We start from the raw sequence: 15144 nt of genomic DNA on the forward strand, positions 1-15144 counted from the left end.
TCGACGTGATCGTCCTGATATTGCCCAACGTGATTACTACAAGGGGGTTCTTTGGTCGCCGAGTTATTTCGCGGGGAGTTGTGGTGGCGCAGCAATATCCATTATCCGCCAGTACATTGAGTAACAGGAAACACCGAGTTAGTTAAAAAACCGCGCCTTATATCCCCGACCTGAAGGACGGGGTTTTACGGTGCTTTGGATAAAAAAACACCGCAAAACTCGACCTCTTATTTTACGGTGTTATTTATATTAGTTAGGGACTATATCTGACGATGAAATTCCCTACTCAATTTCATTCCAAGAGCGGCCATCACGAGTGATCATTGCAACAGATGCAACCGGCCCCCATGTTCCTGCTTGGTATGGCTTAGGTAATTCATTATCGCATTCCCATGCATTAATAATTGAATCGACCCATTTCCATGCTTCTTCTACTTCATCACGACGGACAAATAGCGCTTGAATACCCCGCATTGCCTCAAGCAATAACCGCTCATAAGCATCAGCTAAATGAGTTTGATTAAAAGTTTCGGAGAAACTTAAGTCTAATTTAGTGGTTTGTAAGCGGTGTTTATGATCAAGACCTGGTGCCTTATTTAGCACTTCAATATCAATACCTTCATCAGGCTGTAAACGAATAGTGAGTTTATTTTGTGGTAACTCTTGATAGGTTTCACTGAAAATATTCAGAGCGGGTTTTTTAAAATAGACCACCACTTCCGAGCATTTACTTGGCATACGCTTACCGGTTCTTAAATAGAAGGGTACACCCGCCCAACGCCAGTTATCAATATCAGCACGAATTGCAACAAAGGTCTCTGTATTACTGGCTTTATTGGCACCCTCTTCATCCAGATAGCCCGGTACTTTTTTACCTTGTACAAAACCGGCCGTATATTGCCCACGAACCGTTTTTTCACGGACATTAGTCATATCAATACGACGTAATGAGCGCAGCACTTTCACTTTTTCTTGGCGGATACTATCAGCGGTTAAATCAGCAGGTGGTGACATGGCGATCATCGTCAAAATTTGTAATAGGTGATTTTGCACCATATCACGCATTTGACCCGCTTGATCGAAATACCCCCAACGCCCTTCAATACCAACTTCTTCTGCTACCGTGATTTGGACATGATCTATCGTTTTGTTATCCCAATTATTAACAAATAAGGAGTTAGCAAAACGTAAAGCCAATAAGTTTAAAACGGTTTCTTTACCCAAGTAGTGGTCAATACGATAAATTTGACTCTCTTTAAAGTATTTCGCCACACTATCATTAATAGAAACTGAAGACGCTAAATCTGTTCCTAGTGGTTTTTCCATAACCACACGGTTTGGCTCTTTATTTAATTTAGCATGTCCCAAACCTTTACACATCGCACTGAAAGTACTTGGTGGCATTGCAAAATAGTAAATCGCCGGTAATTTGTCTTGTTTTAGATGTTTTGCTAATTCAATAAAGTGGTCAGTTTCATTGACATCAAGATTACAAAAATCGAGACGAGCACTTAAACGTTGCCAAATTTCAGGGTTAATCTCTTCTTTTAAAAAAGTTTGTAATGCTTCATGGGCAACATTTGTATAAGCAGCCACATCCCAATCAGCACGACCAACACCGATGATACGTGTATCAGGGTGAATATATCCTGCCTTTTCCAGTTGATAAAGTGATGGAATTAACTTACGACGGGCAAGATCCCCTTTAGTACCGAAGATAACCAGATCACAGGCCTGAGCAGTCGATATCGCTGCCATAGTACGTCTCCTCATGATGAGATTTTGTAATTTTGTTACATAATTTCGTATTAATGTACTCTTTTGGGTGTACGCAGTAAATACGCTTGCGTGTTTTAGTCTTTAACGCCCCTTACATCTTATTAACCAACGGTTTTTTTATGTCTAGTTTTTTCTATTTCTATGTAAATTTACAACAGTTTTGTTAATTGTTTTCAGCTTTGAAAGTTAGACACAGGTCATACTTTGATGAAAAAAGCCCTTTTAAGGGGCTGTCAGCGATGTAAGTGCTGTTATATGCGTAGTATATTTTCATAAAACCGTTATAGATTTCTCCTTTTATTGAAATTGGCAAAGCCAAGGATCTGTATATTTAATGAATATATTGGAAAGGGTTCAGTCTAGTCTGGACATCTTGAGTAAATCAGAAAAAAAAGTGGCTGAGGTTGTTTTAACAACACCACAAACCGTGATCCATTCAAGTATCGCTCTTATGGCGAAAACAGCTGATGTTAGTGAGCCCACTGTAAATCGTTTTTGTCGACGCATGGCAACAAAAGGATTTCCAGATTTTAAGTTACAATTAGCACAAAGCATTGCCAATGGTACACCTTATGTCAATCGTAACATTGATGACTCCGATTCTGTCTCTGCTTATACCAATAAAATATTTGAATCTGCGATGGCGGGTTTAGAGACTGTCAAAAATAATCTCGATATTGCGGTTATTAATCGAGCTGTCGATATTCTTACTCAAGCAAGAAAAATCTCGTTTTTTGGTCTAGGTGCTTCTGCCGCCGTCGCACATGATGCCATGAATAAATTCTCACGTTTCAACATTCCCGTGACCTATTTTGATGATGTTATCATGCAACGAATGAGCTGTATAAATAGTATCGACGGTGATGTTGTGGTGATTGTGTCTCACACAGGTCGTACTAAAAATTTAGTCGAAATTGCTAAAATTGCACGTGAAAATGATGCATCAGTAATAGCGATTACCACTTCTGGCTCTTTATTAGCCGCCGAAGCAACGTTACCCATCTTACTTGATGTACCGGAAGATACCGATATCTACATGCCGATGATTTCTCGCCTTGCACAACTTACCGTTATTGATGTTCTGGCTACAGGGTTTATTTTACGCCGAGGGCCAAAATTTAGAGATAACTTGAAGCGTGTCAAAGAAGCATTACGCGATTCGCGCTTTGATAAGTAACCGTTTTAAATGAATTTGTTAGTATAGTCACATTTAGCAGTGTGCCCTTGACTAGATAACTTTTTGAAAAATGGTAGCATAACTGCGAGCTAACTCTCACATATGATGAAAACACCTAAGTATGTTACAATTAGCTTGAAGCGTTTCACTTAACATATTGGATAGAATGTTACTTACCTCCGTTTTATCCAATAGCCAATACCTTTCGTTCAAGGTCAACGGAGTAATGCATGTCCAGACGGCTCAGAAGAACAAAAATTGTTACCACCTTAGGCCCAGCAACAGATCGTGATAATAACCTAGAAAAAATCATTACTGCTGGTGCAAATGTTGTTCGATTAAATTTCTCTCATGGCTCTGCAGAAGATCATCTTGCTCGTGCTAATCGCACCCGTGAAATAGCAGCTAGACTTGGTCGCCATGTTGCTATTTTAGGTGATTTGCAGGGTCCGAAAATCCGTGTTTCGACATTTAAAGAAGGCAAAGTATTTCTTAATGTGGGAGACAAATTTCTCCTTGATGCCAATTTAGAAAAAGGCGAAGGCGACCAAACTAAAGTCGGTATTGACTATAAAGGGTTACCTGCCGATGTTGTTCCTGGCGATATCTTGCTACTTGATGATGGACGTGTTCAATTAAAAGTCCTTAAAGTCGAAGGCCTGAAAGTTTTCACTGAAGTGACTGTCGGTGGCCCATTATCTAATAATAAAGGGATCAATAAACTCGGTGGTGGTCTTTCTGCTGAAGCATTAACTGAAAAAGATAAACAAGATATTATTACTGCAGCCAAAATTGGTGTTGATTATCTGGCTGTCTCCTTCCCAAGAACAGGCGAAGATCTTAATTATGCACGTCGCTTAGCACGTGATGCAGGCTGCGAGTGCCAAATTGTCGCGAAAGTTGAACGTGCCGAAGCCGTTGCCAATGATGAAATTATCGATGAGATCATTCTCGCTTCTGATGTTGTCATGGTTGCCCGTGGTGATTTAGGCGTAGAAATTGGTGATCCTGAATTAGTCGGGGTACAGAAAAAACTCATCCGTCGTGCTCGTCAGCTAAATCGTGTTGTTATCACAGCCACTCAAATGATGGAATCGATGATAACTAACCCAATGCCAACTCGTGCAGAAGTCATGGACGTCGCCAATGCGGTATTAGATGGTACAGATGCCGTTATGTTATCGGCTGAAACAGCAGCAGGACAATATCCCGCTGAAACTGTAGCCGCAATGGCACAAGTCTGTTTAGGCGCGGAAAAAATGCCTGCAGCCAATGTATCAAAACACCGTTTAGATATGGTATTTGATAATGCTGAAGAAGCGATAGCCATGTCAACCATGTATGCAGCTAACCATATGAAAGGCGTTAATGCGATTATCGCTATGACTGAGTCCGGTCGTACTGCCCGTATGATGTCACGAATTAGCACCGGTTTACCTATTTTCTCTATGTCACGCCATGAGAAAACATTAAACCAAACTGCACTTTATCGAGGTGTTACGCCTGTTTATTGCAGTACTCATACTGACGGTATTGCTGCCGCTAATGAAGCTATTATGCGTTTATGTGAAAAAGGCTTTTTAGTTTCAGGTGATTTAGTTTTAGTCACGCAAGGTGACCAGATGGGCACGATCGGAAGTACCAATACTTGTCGTATCCTTACCGTAGAATAATCGTTCTTATTCTTTTATAGCAAAATGGCAAACGGGCACTTTAAATAGTGCCCGTTTTTTTATCTTCCTATTCGTTCACCAGCAATAGACTAGTCTAGGATATTCTCACGCGCATAAGGTTCTATTTCCCCCTCTTTACGCGTTTTTAATAGTTTTAAGATCCAAGTATATTGCTCTGGTGTCGGTGAGACTAACGCTTCTAGCTCTTCATTCATCCGACGCGCAATATAACGATCATCTTGCCCTTCTATATCATCCATCGGCTCACGGATAATAATCTTTAGTTGATGCGTTTTATGACAGTAAACAGGAAACAGTGGCACAATGGCCGCTCTGCATACTTTCATTAATCGGCCAATCGCCGGTAATGTGGCTTTATAAGTACCAAAAAAATCCACAAATTGACTATGCTCGGCACCATGATCTTGGTCAGGTAAATAATACCCCCAAAACCCTTGGCGCACCGTTGAAATAAAAGGTTTTATCCCCGCTTCGCGCGAGTGTAAACGTCCGCCGAAATGGTAACGTGCTTTATTCCATAAATAATCAGTCACCGGATCTTTTTGGTGGTGAAACATTGCTGCCATTTTTTGCCCTTTAGCAGCCAATAACATGGCAGGTACATCAACAGCCCATCCATGCGGTACCATAAAAATAACATTACGCCCTTGTGCTTTTAAGCGCTCTATAATCTCTATCCCTTCCCAAGAGGTACGCTGTAATGTGTGTTTAGCCCCTCTTAAACAAAGATCTGCAAGCATCACGAAAGACTGTGGCGCTGTTTCAAACATTTTATCAAGCACATCTTCTCGTTGTGCTTTATCCCAGTGAGGAAAACAATATCTTAAATTGATATCTGCACGACGTCTGGCACTTTTCGCTTTACGCCCAACAAAACGACCTATAGAAGCAAGGAGCGGATCACGCCATTTTACCGGCATATACGCTAATGCACACAATACGCCTGCACCAAACCAGGTTCCCCAATGACGAGGATGCAAATAGGCGCGGTGAAAAGTCGGTACATAACCCGCTTTACTATCTGTATCTTTTTCTTTATTCATCAGATAACTCGCTGAACTGACACCTCTAAATAGGCGTAAAAATCATTAAAACAAAAACGGATGATATCAATCATCCGCTTTTATGTCTTTAACTTCTTGTTTAATGTCAATTATCTAACGTTAATTGAGGCATGATCTCTTTTACTTTAGCTAAGTATTCACGCTTCTCTTTACCTGTTAGGCCATCTGCACGGGGTAATTTAGCTGTTAATGGATTAACCGCTTGTTGGTTGATCCATAATTCATAATGTAAGTGTGGCCCTGTGGAGCGCCCTGTATTTCCGGATAGTGCAATGCGATCACCTCGTTTTACACGTTGTCCCGGTTTGACTAACAGTTGGCGTAAGTGCATATAACGAGTGGTATATTGGCTACCATGACGGATAGCAATAAAATTACCTGCTGCACCACTGTATTTAGAGACAATGACTTCACCATCTCCCGTAGCTAAAACAGGCGTACCAACAGGCATAGCAAAATCAACCCCTTTATGCGGTGCAACACGGCCTGTGACAGGATTGATACGGCGAGGATTAAATTGAGAAGAGACTCTAAACTGTTTTACCGTTGGAAAACGCATAAAACCACGTTCTAAACCACCTGCTTGGCTATCATAGTAGCGGCCATCTTCAGCAAGAAAAGCATAGTAATCTTTACCACCACTTCGTAACCGCACACCAATAAGTTCGCTCTGTTCGGTACGACCATCTAAGACTTCACGAGAAAAAAGGGCTGAGAATTTATCACCACTTTGTAATTTTCTAAAGTCTAATTGCCATTGCAAAGCTTTAGTCACTGCGCGAGCTTCTGCGTTAGTTAAGCCAGCATTTGTTGCACTTGCAGAGAAACTACCACGGATAACCCCTGTGGTCACACTATTTTTCCATTCGCCTTTTTGGAACTCTTTCGCTTCAGTAAAACCTGTTTCCGTACGCGTATAAACACGAGTTTCTCGGCGAGAAACGCCCCAACTTAACTCTTGCAATAAACCATCATCATCAAGTTTCCAACTTATTGGTTGGCCTATTTTAAGGTTTCTGAGATCTTTATTTTGATTGGAGAGCGTTGCAATATCAGCTGAGTCGATACCAAATTGCGTTAATATCGAACTTAATGAATCTCCACTGGAGACAATATAAGTATGAGGAACCTGTGCCACTGCGGTGCTAGTATCGACACCATCATCAGCACCTACAAGTCCTTCATCTGTTAGCTGATCACTACTGTCGGTGATAATATCGTCGGTGTTTTCCCCTTGAGTTGTTAGGGGAGTCTGAATACTGATAGGAACTTCTCTGCTTTGTTCGGTGTGAAGCACAACTGGCCGCCATATTGCGACAGCCAGTGTTGCTGCAGTTAACGAACCAAGCATAATTTTATGTGGTAAGGGTAAATTTAAATATACCTGTGCAATGGATCTCGTCTTCTGCTGCACGTTCTTAATTCCTTATTGTGTTTCATTCAGGCAGCTCGCATATTGGTTAGCTAATTGGGTAAGGAATTTCACATAACTATCTTGAGTTAATGCAATCCCACTTCCTAGGGGATCTAATACCCCCATTTTAACTCCAGTGCCTTTCGCCACTGTCTCAATTACTGTCGGCCTAAATTGTGGCTCAGCAAAAATACATGTGGCTTTTTGCTCAACCAACTGTGTTCGTATTTGATGTAATTTCTGTGCACCTGGTTGTATTTCAGGGTTGATCGTAAAATGACCTAATGGCTTTAAATTATAATGTTTTTCGAAGTAGCCATAAGCATCATGAAAGACAAAATAACCCTTGTTTTTAACAGGCGACAGAATATTAACAAGATTTTTATCTGTTTGCTTGAGTTGTTCGCTGAATTTACTTAGGTTTACGTCCAGAAGTTCTTTTTTATCTGGATAGAGCATCACTAACCTATCGTGGATCTGTTTTGCAGACGACAACGCAATCTCTGGTGATAACCAGATGTGCATATTATAATCACCATGAGAATGATGTTCGTGATTTTCCTCATGTTTATGCACATTGTCATTATCATCTTTCAATAAAAGCGACTTTATTTTGTCAGTTTCCGCTAAAGCCAGCTTATTTTTGTTACTAAGTCTATTTAATGGTCTATCTAAAAAGACTTCCATATCCGGCCCAACCCATACCATTAAATCTGCTGAGGTGATTTTGCGTAAATCCGAAGGTTTTAATGCATAATCATGTGGCGATGCCCCATCAGGTAATAAAACTTCTGTTGGCGTTACACCATCAGCAATTGCTGCCGCAATAAACCCTATCGGCCTAATTGAAGCAACAACATCTGCCTGAACAGATGAACTAAATGAGGCTATCATAGCAGTCACTAAACATGATTTAATTAAAAAACCATGCGCAAATTTGTTGTTTTTATGTAACATAGGCAAAATTCTCGTGAAACGTCATTGGAAATGTTATATTATAACGTTTCAATGATTCTGCAAGTGCTAATTTTATGTCTGACTTAATTCGTTTAAAATCGGTTGGTGTCTCTTTTGGTGAAAGCGTTATTCTAAAAGATATCTCTTTTAATCTAAAAGCAGGCCGTATTCTTACCTTACTTGGCCCTAATGGTGCAGGTAAGTCAACGATTATTCGTTTGGTTTTAGGGTTGTTGGCTCCCTCTTCTGGAAAGATTGAACGTCAACATAGTTTACGTATTGGCTATGTACCTCAAAAACTCTATCTCGATCCAACTATGCCATTGACAGTCAAGCGGTTTATGACCTTAAAACCGGGTGTTAAAGATAAAGATATTTTACCTGCTTTAGAACGAGTCAATGCAGCAAAATTAATAAACGCCCCTATGCAAAAATTATCAGGGGGTGAATCGCAACGTGTTTTACTCGCCCGAGCTTTGCTTAATCAACCACAACTGTTAGTGCTAGATGAACCCACTCAAGGGGTTGATGTAAATGGTCAATTAGCCCTCTATGATTTAATTAATCAGCTTCGCAATGAATTAGGCTGCGCAATTTTAATGGTGTCACATGACTTACATCTGGTTATGGCTAAAACAGATGAAGTGCTCTGTTTAAATGGTCATATCTGCTGCTCAGGTACACCAGATGTGGTTTCTTCTCACCCTGAATTTATAGCTATGTTTGGTAGTCGTGGTGCTGAACAACTGGGTATTTATCGTCATCATCACCAACATAATAAGGAGTGTCATCATGATTGAGTTGCTGTTACCGGGCTGGATCGCCGGTATGCTCTTAGCGATGGCCGCAGGTCCATTAGGCTCCTTTGTTGTTTGGCGCAGAATGTCCTATTTTGGCGATACCCTCGCCCACGCCTCTTTATTGGGGGTCGCTTTTGGCCTGCTGTTTAATATAGAGCCTTTTTATGCCGTTATTGCCGTAACTTTGCTGTTAGCTATTTTATTAGTTTGGTTAGAACTAAAGCCTCAACTTTCTGTTGATACCTTGTTAGGTATCATGACTCATAGCGCCCTTTCATTAGGGCTTGTTGTCGTCAGTTTAATGGCCAATGTTCGTGTTGATTTAATGGCGTATCTCTTTGGTGATTTACTCTCCGTTAATTACCAAGATGTGATCAGTATTTTTATTGGTGTCGTTATTGTTTTATTAGTCATTATCCGTTCATGGCGTCCACTTCTTTCAATGACTATTAATCAAGATATGGCTTTTGTCGATGGTGTGAATATTCAACGCGAACGTTTAAAATTGATGATGATCACCGCATTAACAATTGGGTTGGCAATGAAATTTGTTGGTGCACTTATCATTACGTCACTATTGATTATTCCCGCAGCAACAGCGCGCCGTTTTTCACGTTCACCAGAACAGATGGCAGTGATTGCCGTCACTGTAGGTATGTTTGCTATCACTGGGGGATTAACTTTCTCTGCATTCTATGACACCCCAGCAGGCCCATCGGTGGTATTAGCCGCCAGTAGTTTATTTGTATTGAGCTTGCTTGTACCAGCAAAGCAGTAGTTGTTTAGCGTTTATCTTATAAACAAAAAAATAGCCTTTGCTAATTTATAGCAAGGGCTATTATAATTTTTTAATTACATCGGGTATTTCTTTACTCGCAAACTTTGTATCACTACCAGTTGGGATAAAATATTGTCCTTTGGGTGAACGGTTTCATTCAACTATTTTTATTCTTTCTTTACTTATATCCGCTATGCGGCACCCATCTGGATCGAAGACTATAATATGCCCACCAGTTGCTTTGAAATATGTTCTAGGTTCTCCCATCAACGGTAACTTGCCACTTCAGTCTTCCGGCTTTGTTGATACATTAATATTTACTCATTGTATTCGATAGTTGCTTCTAAGGCCGTTCTGAGCCAATCCCAAAATGAATCAAACTTACCGACATATTCATAACCTTCACTTGCAAAATCGTGAATAATAATAACCTGATGACGGCTATTTTTATCCCAACACGCTACATCATCATTATCTTCCCGATGGGCAAAAGGAATAATATTTCTATTTGGGTATCTTTTTTTAAACCACCAAAACGAACCCTGAGCCGCTCTCCTTCCAAAATAATCCAAGGATCAAAATTAAGTAAATTTTGCTCAACTATTCTGAGAAATTCACGTGGGTAAGAAAACCATTCTGGCATTTCGGTTTTGGTTAGTAATTGTTCCATATTAATCAAGAGATCCTATAATTTGCGCATTGCTAGTTGAGTTTCTTCTTTAATTCGAATAAATTAATTGTTGAACCTAAATAAACAGAATTTTACAAGTTAAAACCTTTAATTAGCGCCAACTTAAATTGACCATCAATTTTGAACGAAGGTCTCCAGTCTATATCTAAAAGATATTCATTAGTACATTATCTATTTCAATAAATGTTGGGCAAAATAAACCAGCACAGGCAAGAACGCCTTCTAAATCAACAAAATTCGCCACAAAATTAGTCAATAGTACATTTGCAGGATAACCCGATGGAAACTTCTTAAGTAACGAGTTTGATACTGTACCGTCATATATATTCATTCTATCCCCAGTAATTTTCTAATTTCATCAGGAAAACCCCTATCTACAAGACACGCAGTTAGATGATTTTGTGTATTCCATAAATACAGCCATTCTCTATTATATGTCTCTATTACATGGCGGGACGGTAACAAAACTGTACCATCGCCGGCGATACACCTCAAAGGGCAGTGGTTCAGGATACAAGGTTTGAGACGGATTTCACTTTTACGGTGAATATTTTAAATGAGTGTTTGGTATTGATACCGGACAGTGAAGACATTCGAACTATGAAGCAACAGAACCAACAGCAGCAAGCGCAGTTAAGCGATATTAAGCTACAATTGCAGGCGTTGCTTATCGAATAAGAGATAATTAATTGCCTACTTTCGGTGTAAATGTCACATCAAAAGTAGGTAAAAACATAATTTTGATCATAGACACTTATGATGTAATTATTTTATATGAATATATGTTAATTTACTTAATTTGTTATTTTCTATAACGTATTCTTTTACTGTATCAATATAAGATATCAGGTCGTTGTTAGATATTTCTAGTAATGTAGCTGGGACAATACTACTCTTTAATGAGAAATTACAACAATCATTAGGATTTCCAACTTTATCAATAGAATCCCAAAACATGGAATATTCATCACAATAAAAATAAATTTTATCATTATGAAACTCAGGAATTTTGCAGAACTCAATACCATCACTTTGTCGTTCATAAGCATTTTTATCTTGATAAACGAAATATACTAATCTCATATTATCTCCCTTATATTATTTGTTCTAAATTGGAAAAGCAGTTACTACTCTATTTGAGTTAGCATCAGTGACTATTTTACACCGCAAGAGTACTGTCCACTCCCCATAAATAGCGCCATTTTCTGGGACGAAGACCACGTGTATGGACAATTTTTTAATTATGTGGAGGAGCGATAACAAAACTGTATCACCGCCCGCGATACACCTTAGAGACCGTGGTTAAAAGGCGCCGGTTTTGAAACAGTTTTCACCTTTACGGTGAAATCTTAAACAGATGTTTGGTGTTGTTACCGGACAGCGAAGACATTCGAGCAATTAAGCAGCAAAACCAACAACAGCAAGCGCAACTCAGTGCAATTAAACACACGATGCGCGAGCTGATGCGGAGTACGTCAGCGACTAAAGAACTCTTAACAACGAAGACGCCAGAATGTTGGAAGACCTTCTGGCTTTTCATATTAAGATCTAAATATATCATATATATTTAAGTCATATTCATCTTCACTGATATCAATTACTCGATCTGGATTAAGTGATAGAATATTCATATCAAATGTATTATTTAATAACTTATGACTAAGAAAAAAATCATAAAAATCAGCAAAATAAAAGGATATAATTACTTTTCCTTCAAAAAACATATAATAACAACTACTTTTATCTATATTTATTTTTGGTTGCAAGTATAAATAAATGTCCTGTTGGCTAGCTGGAAGAGCAATCTTATATCCAGGTAACTCACTTCTCCTTAATATTTTATTATAAATATCTCTATGCCATTGAAATTGAGTATAATCATCTAGGTTTACGGCTATATTCTTAATTCCTCGGATTCTATTAATATACTTTTTTGCCCTAAGTAATAGTAGCTTTTCTTGAAGCTTATTATTCATAATAAATGTGGTGATCCTTAGTTTTAGGGTCATCTATTTTCAAATATCTATCTTGCTTAAAGTCATATGTTCTTGGGTCAGCACCTGTCTTAGCTTGTCCTGCATGTGCATGTGCATGTGCATGTGGATATGGTGCTCTTGGATCATGTGTATGTTCTAACACAACTTTTTTATAACCATTAGCATCTCTATATTCGTAATAACGCCCATGTGAACCAAAATCTTCTGAATATTGATAATTTGTTTGCCCTCTTCTCTTAGGGTCATTTCCAACTGTCCATTGTCGAACTGGTTGTTGTGAGCGAGGTATTCCAGCCAAATCCTTAGCTTTGTTTAAGGCTTGAGTTCGATTCAGAGTTGGCGGACAACACTCCAACCCAAACGGATCACCCCACCCCGTCGGACAATGCACATACCCATATGGATTAAAACCACCCAATAGCCCTATTGGGTCTGGAGAAAGATACTGCCCTGTCTCCTTATCATAATAACGAAAGCGATTATAAAGCCACTTTCTTCATCTTCATATTGCCCCGCAAAACGAAAAGGACATTCGGTGTAATTAGGATCATTCTCCGCCTTGCCTTCTCGGTAACGCCAAAACTGCATTTGGCCCCATGTATTCAGCCGTCCTGCCCAACTGGCTTGCCCGCCTTCACTGAATATCTCTCGCGGGGTTCCTTGGTGATCGGTGACCACATAGTGCAGTTTTCCCTGTTGATAACGCGCGGTGGGCGTTATCTCTCCGGGTTGATACAGCCATTGAACTTGTTGCGCATTAGCAAGAGTGCCATCGGCATATATCGGCGTTTCTTCTATCAGTTGGTCTCCCGACCATAAATAGCGCCACGTGGTGATTTTAGGCTTAATCTGCGGAAATAATGGGTCTATATGGGCTAAGTCACTGTCAACGGTTTTGGTTTTACTCAAACGTCGACCAAAAGCATCATAAGTATAGTGCCAACACCCCCCTTTCGGTGTAAAGCATGCGGTCAGCTGGTTTTGTGTGTTCCATAAATAGCGCCATTCTCTGGGACGAAAACCGCGTGTATGGACAATTTTTTAATTATGTGGAGGAGCGATAACAAAACTGTACCACCGCCGCGATACACCTTAGAGGCTGTGGTTAAAAGATGTAGGTTTTGAGACAAGTTTCACCTTTACCGTCAAAATTTTAAACGGGTGTTTGGTGTTGATACTGGGCAGCGAAGACATTCGAGCGATTAAGCAGCAAAATCAGCAACAGCAAGCGCCAGCAAGATCAGCTCAGTGAGATTAAACTGTGGATGAGGGAATTGATTGGCTATTATAAAAACCTCTAAAGGTAGGGAGTGAGCCACTCTTAAAAATGAAAGCCGGAAGATCGCGGGGATCTTTCCGGCTTTATTACAATGTTAAAAACAAACTAATATTAAATAGTGTTTTTTATCAATGCTATACCTTCAGGATTTTCTGAATGGCAACTCTTCTCTAGAAGAGACAAAGCATCATCAACACCACTTATTTTATATATTTTGTCAAATTGATCATAATCTATTAAGGTTAGCACGACCCAGTTATTTATCTTACTGAGAACCTCTTTAAAAAACAGGTATAATTCATTATTTTCTATTGACTTACCTTCATTTATAAACTCTTGCAATAAGTTTATCGAATTTCCTTTTAAGGTATAAGAGTTATAGTTTTCTAATATAATTTCATTTCCTATTAACTTGTTGTAACTATCTGTATCTTTATATTCCTCAAAGATAACAAAATCCTTCCATTGATATTGTTTAGGATCTTGTGAATATTTTTCACCTGCCCATTCAACAAAAATTTCATTCAAGTCAAACGATTCAAGGTTTATATCTTTTGGAAGAAAAAGCTCAAATAATATATCCATAATTATTCCTTCTTATTTACCCCCATTTGGATCGAAAGGAACCCTATCTGCCCTTTTCCATCCATATTGCCCTTCATAATGGAATGGATGTTGGTGTGGATTTGTATGATCAGGGCGACCATGGCTTGTCCAATGAACTTCACTTAAAGGAACTGGTTTTCCTTTTGCTGGAGGCCAGGTTGCCTCAGGGAAAGTAGCTGATTGCCTGTAAACTTCTCCCGTTTTACCACTAACTTTTCCACCCAATACAGTATGTGCCCGTCCCTCCGCCCCAGGATGAGGTAAAGGAATATCTTGACCATTAACTATTTGTTTATCCAATGCTACTGGTTTGCCGTTTGCATCACGAGGAATATATACACTATCTTTTGGCGTATTGGTTTGTGTGCCTACACCTGCATCTCCTTTGTTGCCTGGCCCACCCGCCAACCCAAACGGATCAACCCACCCCGTCGGACAATGCACATATCCATACGGATTCAGCCCACCCAATAACCCTATGGGGTCTGGGGAAAGATACTGCCCTGTTTCCCTATCATAATAGCGAAAGCGATTATAATACAAGCCACTTTCTTCATCTTCATATTGCCCCGCAAAGCGAAAAGGACATTCGGTATAATTAGGGTCATTCTCCGCTTTGCCCTCTCGGTAACGCCAAAACTGCATTTGGCCCCACGTATTCAACCGTCCTGCCCAACTGACTTGCCCGCCTTCACTGAATATCTCTCGCGGGGTTCCTTGGTGGTCGGTGACCACATAGTGCAGTTTTCCCTGTTGATAACGCGCGGTGGGCGTTATCTCTCCGGGTTGATACAGCCATTGGATTTGCTGAGACTCCGCAAGAGTGCCATCGGCATATATCGGCGTTTCTTCTATCAGTTGGTCTCCCGACCATAAATAGCGCCACGTGGTGATTTTAGGCTTAATCT

Annotated in this window: 15 protein-coding genes and 2 pseudogenes; 5 read left to right on the top strand and 12 right to left on the bottom strand. The window is 39.9% G+C overall.

Annotated features, from left to right (window positions below):
• A pseudogene (locus ACYUCW_RS16900) lies at nucleotides 1-121 on the top strand (transposase); the annotation flags it as partial.
• 161 nt (nucleotides 122-282) lie between these two features.
• Here the strand turns inward: ACYUCW_RS16900 and zwf are convergent.
• Nucleotides 283-1758: a glucose-6-phosphate dehydrogenase gene (gene zwf, locus ACYUCW_RS16905; RefSeq protein WP_004242768.1), complete on the bottom strand. Its 1476-nt coding sequence runs from the start codon at nucleotides 1756-1758 to the stop codon at nucleotides 283-285.
• Between the two features lie 355 nt (nucleotides 1759-2113).
• On the opposite strand from zwf, the gene ACYUCW_RS16910 reads away from it, so the two are divergent.
• Together ACYUCW_RS16910 and pyk are read left to right on the top strand one after the other, a co-directional pair.
• A complete protein-coding gene (locus ACYUCW_RS16910; RefSeq protein WP_004242767.1) occupies nucleotides 2114-2956 on the top strand; it encodes a MurR/RpiR family transcriptional regulator in 843 nt (280 codons plus the stop codon).
• 230 nt (nucleotides 2957-3186) lie between these two features.
• Entirely contained in the window at nucleotides 3187-4629 is a 1443-nt protein-coding gene (gene pyk, locus ACYUCW_RS16915) for a pyruvate kinase (protein WP_004242765.1), read from the top strand.
• An 89-nt stretch (nucleotides 4630-4718) separates the two neighbouring features.
• Here pyk and lpxM read toward each other — a convergent pair whose 3' ends face one another.
• The 3 genes from lpxM to znuA form a co-directional block, all read right to left on the bottom strand.
• Nucleotides 4719-5693 carry a lauroyl-Kdo(2)-lipid IV(A) myristoyltransferase gene (gene lpxM / locus ACYUCW_RS16920; RefSeq protein ID WP_004242762.1) on the bottom strand — a complete coding sequence of 325 codons (975 nt, stop codon included), beginning with the start codon at nucleotides 5691-5693 and terminating at the stop codon, nucleotides 4719-4721.
• A gap of 106 nt (nucleotides 5694-5799) precedes the next feature.
• Nucleotides 5800-7128 (bottom strand): murein DD-endopeptidase MepM, encoded by a 1329-nt coding sequence (mepM, locus tag ACYUCW_RS16925; RefSeq protein WP_004242759.1) that lies wholly within the window; start codon nucleotides 7126-7128, stop codon nucleotides 5800-5802.
• A gap of 12 nt (nucleotides 7129-7140) precedes the next feature.
• Nucleotides 7141-8085: a zinc ABC transporter substrate-binding protein ZnuA gene (znuA, locus tag ACYUCW_RS16930; RefSeq protein WP_049256071.1), complete on the bottom strand. Its 945-nt coding sequence runs from the start codon at nucleotides 8083-8085 to the stop codon at nucleotides 7141-7143.
• Nucleotides 8086-8159: 74 nt separating this feature from the next.
• On the opposite strand from znuA, the gene znuC reads away from it, so the two are divergent.
• A complete protein-coding gene (gene znuC, locus ACYUCW_RS16935; RefSeq protein ID WP_004242756.1) occupies nucleotides 8160-8885 on the top strand; it encodes a zinc ABC transporter ATP-binding protein ZnuC in 726 nt (241 codons plus the stop codon).
• A complete protein-coding gene (gene znuB / locus ACYUCW_RS16940; RefSeq protein WP_460409102.1) occupies nucleotides 8878-9663 on the top strand; it encodes a zinc ABC transporter permease subunit ZnuB in 786 nt (261 codons plus the stop codon). Before znuC ends, znuB begins: the two co-directional genes overlap by 8 nt.
• Before the next feature lie 460 nt (nucleotides 9664-10123).
• On the opposite strand, the gene ACYUCW_RS16945 is transcribed toward znuB, so the two are convergent.
• The 8 genes and pseudogenes from ACYUCW_RS16945 to ACYUCW_RS16980 form a co-directional block, all read right to left on the bottom strand.
• The gene (locus ACYUCW_RS16945) at nucleotides 10124-10333 is read right to left on the bottom strand and encodes a hypothetical protein (RefSeq protein WP_228077854.1); all 210 of its coding nucleotides are present in this window, start codon (nucleotides 10331-10333) and stop codon (nucleotides 10124-10126) included.
• A gap of 166 nt (nucleotides 10334-10499) precedes the next feature.
• Nucleotides 10500-10685 carry a hypothetical protein gene (locus tag ACYUCW_RS16950; RefSeq protein ID WP_036970595.1) on the bottom strand — a complete coding sequence of 62 codons (186 nt, stop codon included), beginning with the start codon at nucleotides 10683-10685 and terminating at the stop codon, nucleotides 10500-10502.
• Between the two features lie 434 nt (nucleotides 10686-11119).
• A complete protein-coding gene (locus ACYUCW_RS16955; protein WP_460409104.1) occupies nucleotides 11120-11437 on the bottom strand; it encodes a hypothetical protein in 318 nt (105 codons plus the stop codon).
• Between the two features lie 458 nt (nucleotides 11438-11895).
• Entirely contained in the window at nucleotides 11896-12330 is a 435-nt protein-coding gene (locus ACYUCW_RS16960; protein WP_163748753.1) for a hypothetical protein, read from the bottom strand.
• The gene (locus ACYUCW_RS16965; RefSeq protein WP_460409108.1) at nucleotides 12323-12649 is read right to left on the bottom strand and encodes an HNH/endonuclease VII fold putative polymorphic toxin; all 327 of its coding nucleotides are present in this window, start codon (nucleotides 12647-12649) and stop codon (nucleotides 12323-12325) included. The genes ACYUCW_RS16960 and ACYUCW_RS16965 overlap by 8 nt, the downstream gene beginning before the upstream one ends.
• A gap of 42 nt (nucleotides 12650-12691) precedes the next feature.
• A pseudogene (locus ACYUCW_RS16970) lies at nucleotides 12692-13392 on the bottom strand (RHS repeat domain-containing protein); the annotation flags it as partial.
• Between the two features lie 349 nt (nucleotides 13393-13741).
• Nucleotides 13742-14215 carry a hypothetical protein gene (locus ACYUCW_RS16975; protein WP_104836407.1) on the bottom strand — a complete coding sequence of 158 codons (474 nt, stop codon included), beginning with the start codon at nucleotides 14213-14215 and terminating at the stop codon, nucleotides 13742-13744.
• 12 nt (nucleotides 14216-14227) lie between these two features.
• Nucleotides 14228-15144, bottom strand: a 917-nt coding sequence (locus ACYUCW_RS16980) for an RHS repeat-associated core domain-containing protein (RefSeq protein ID WP_460409107.1), incomplete at its 5' end; no start/stop codon positions are given.

Source organism: Proteus sp. MB838 (assembly GCF_054767435.1).

Bases quoted from the DNA above. Each gene is read 5' to 3' on its own strand.
- ACYUCW_RS16955 (WP_460409104.1), bottom strand. From the start codon at position 11,437: ATGAGATTAGTATATTTCGTTTATCAAGATAAAAATGCTTATGAACGA.
- zwf (WP_004242768.1), bottom strand. From the start codon at position 1,758: ATGGCAGCGATATCGACTGCTCAGGCCTGTGATCTGGTTATCTTCGGT.
- lpxM (WP_004242762.1), bottom strand. From the start codon at position 5,693: ATGAATAAAGAAAAAGATACAGATAGTAAAGCGGGTTATGTACCGACT.
- ACYUCW_RS16975 (WP_104836407.1), bottom strand. From the start codon at position 14,215: ATGGATATATTATTTGAGCTTTTTCTTCCAAAAGATATAAACCTTGAA.
- ACYUCW_RS16945 (WP_228077854.1), bottom strand. From the start codon at position 10,333: ATGGAACAATTACTAACCAAAACCGAAATGCCAGAATGGTTTTCTTAC.
- ACYUCW_RS16960 (WP_163748753.1), bottom strand. From the start codon at position 12,330: ATGAATAATAAGCTTCAAGAAAAGCTACTATTACTTAGGGCAAAAAAG.
- znuB (WP_460409102.1), top strand. From the start codon at position 8,878: ATGATTGAGTTGCTGTTACCGGGCTGGATCGCCGGTATGCTCTTAGCG.
- pyk (WP_004242765.1), top strand. From the start codon at position 3,187: ATGTCCAGACGGCTCAGAAGAACAAAAATTGTTACCACCTTAGGCCCA.
- znuC (WP_004242756.1), top strand. From the start codon at position 8,160: ATGTCTGACTTAATTCGTTTAAAATCGGTTGGTGTCTCTTTTGGTGAA.
- ACYUCW_RS16950 (WP_036970595.1), bottom strand. From the start codon at position 10,685: ATGAATATATATGACGGTACAGTATCAAACTCGTTACTTAAGAAGTTT.
- ACYUCW_RS16910 (WP_004242767.1), top strand. From the start codon at position 2,114: ATGAATATATTGGAAAGGGTTCAGTCTAGTCTGGACATCTTGAGTAAA.
- znuA (WP_049256071.1), bottom strand. From the start codon at position 8,085: ATGTTACATAAAAACAACAAATTTGCGCATGGTTTTTTAATTAAATCA.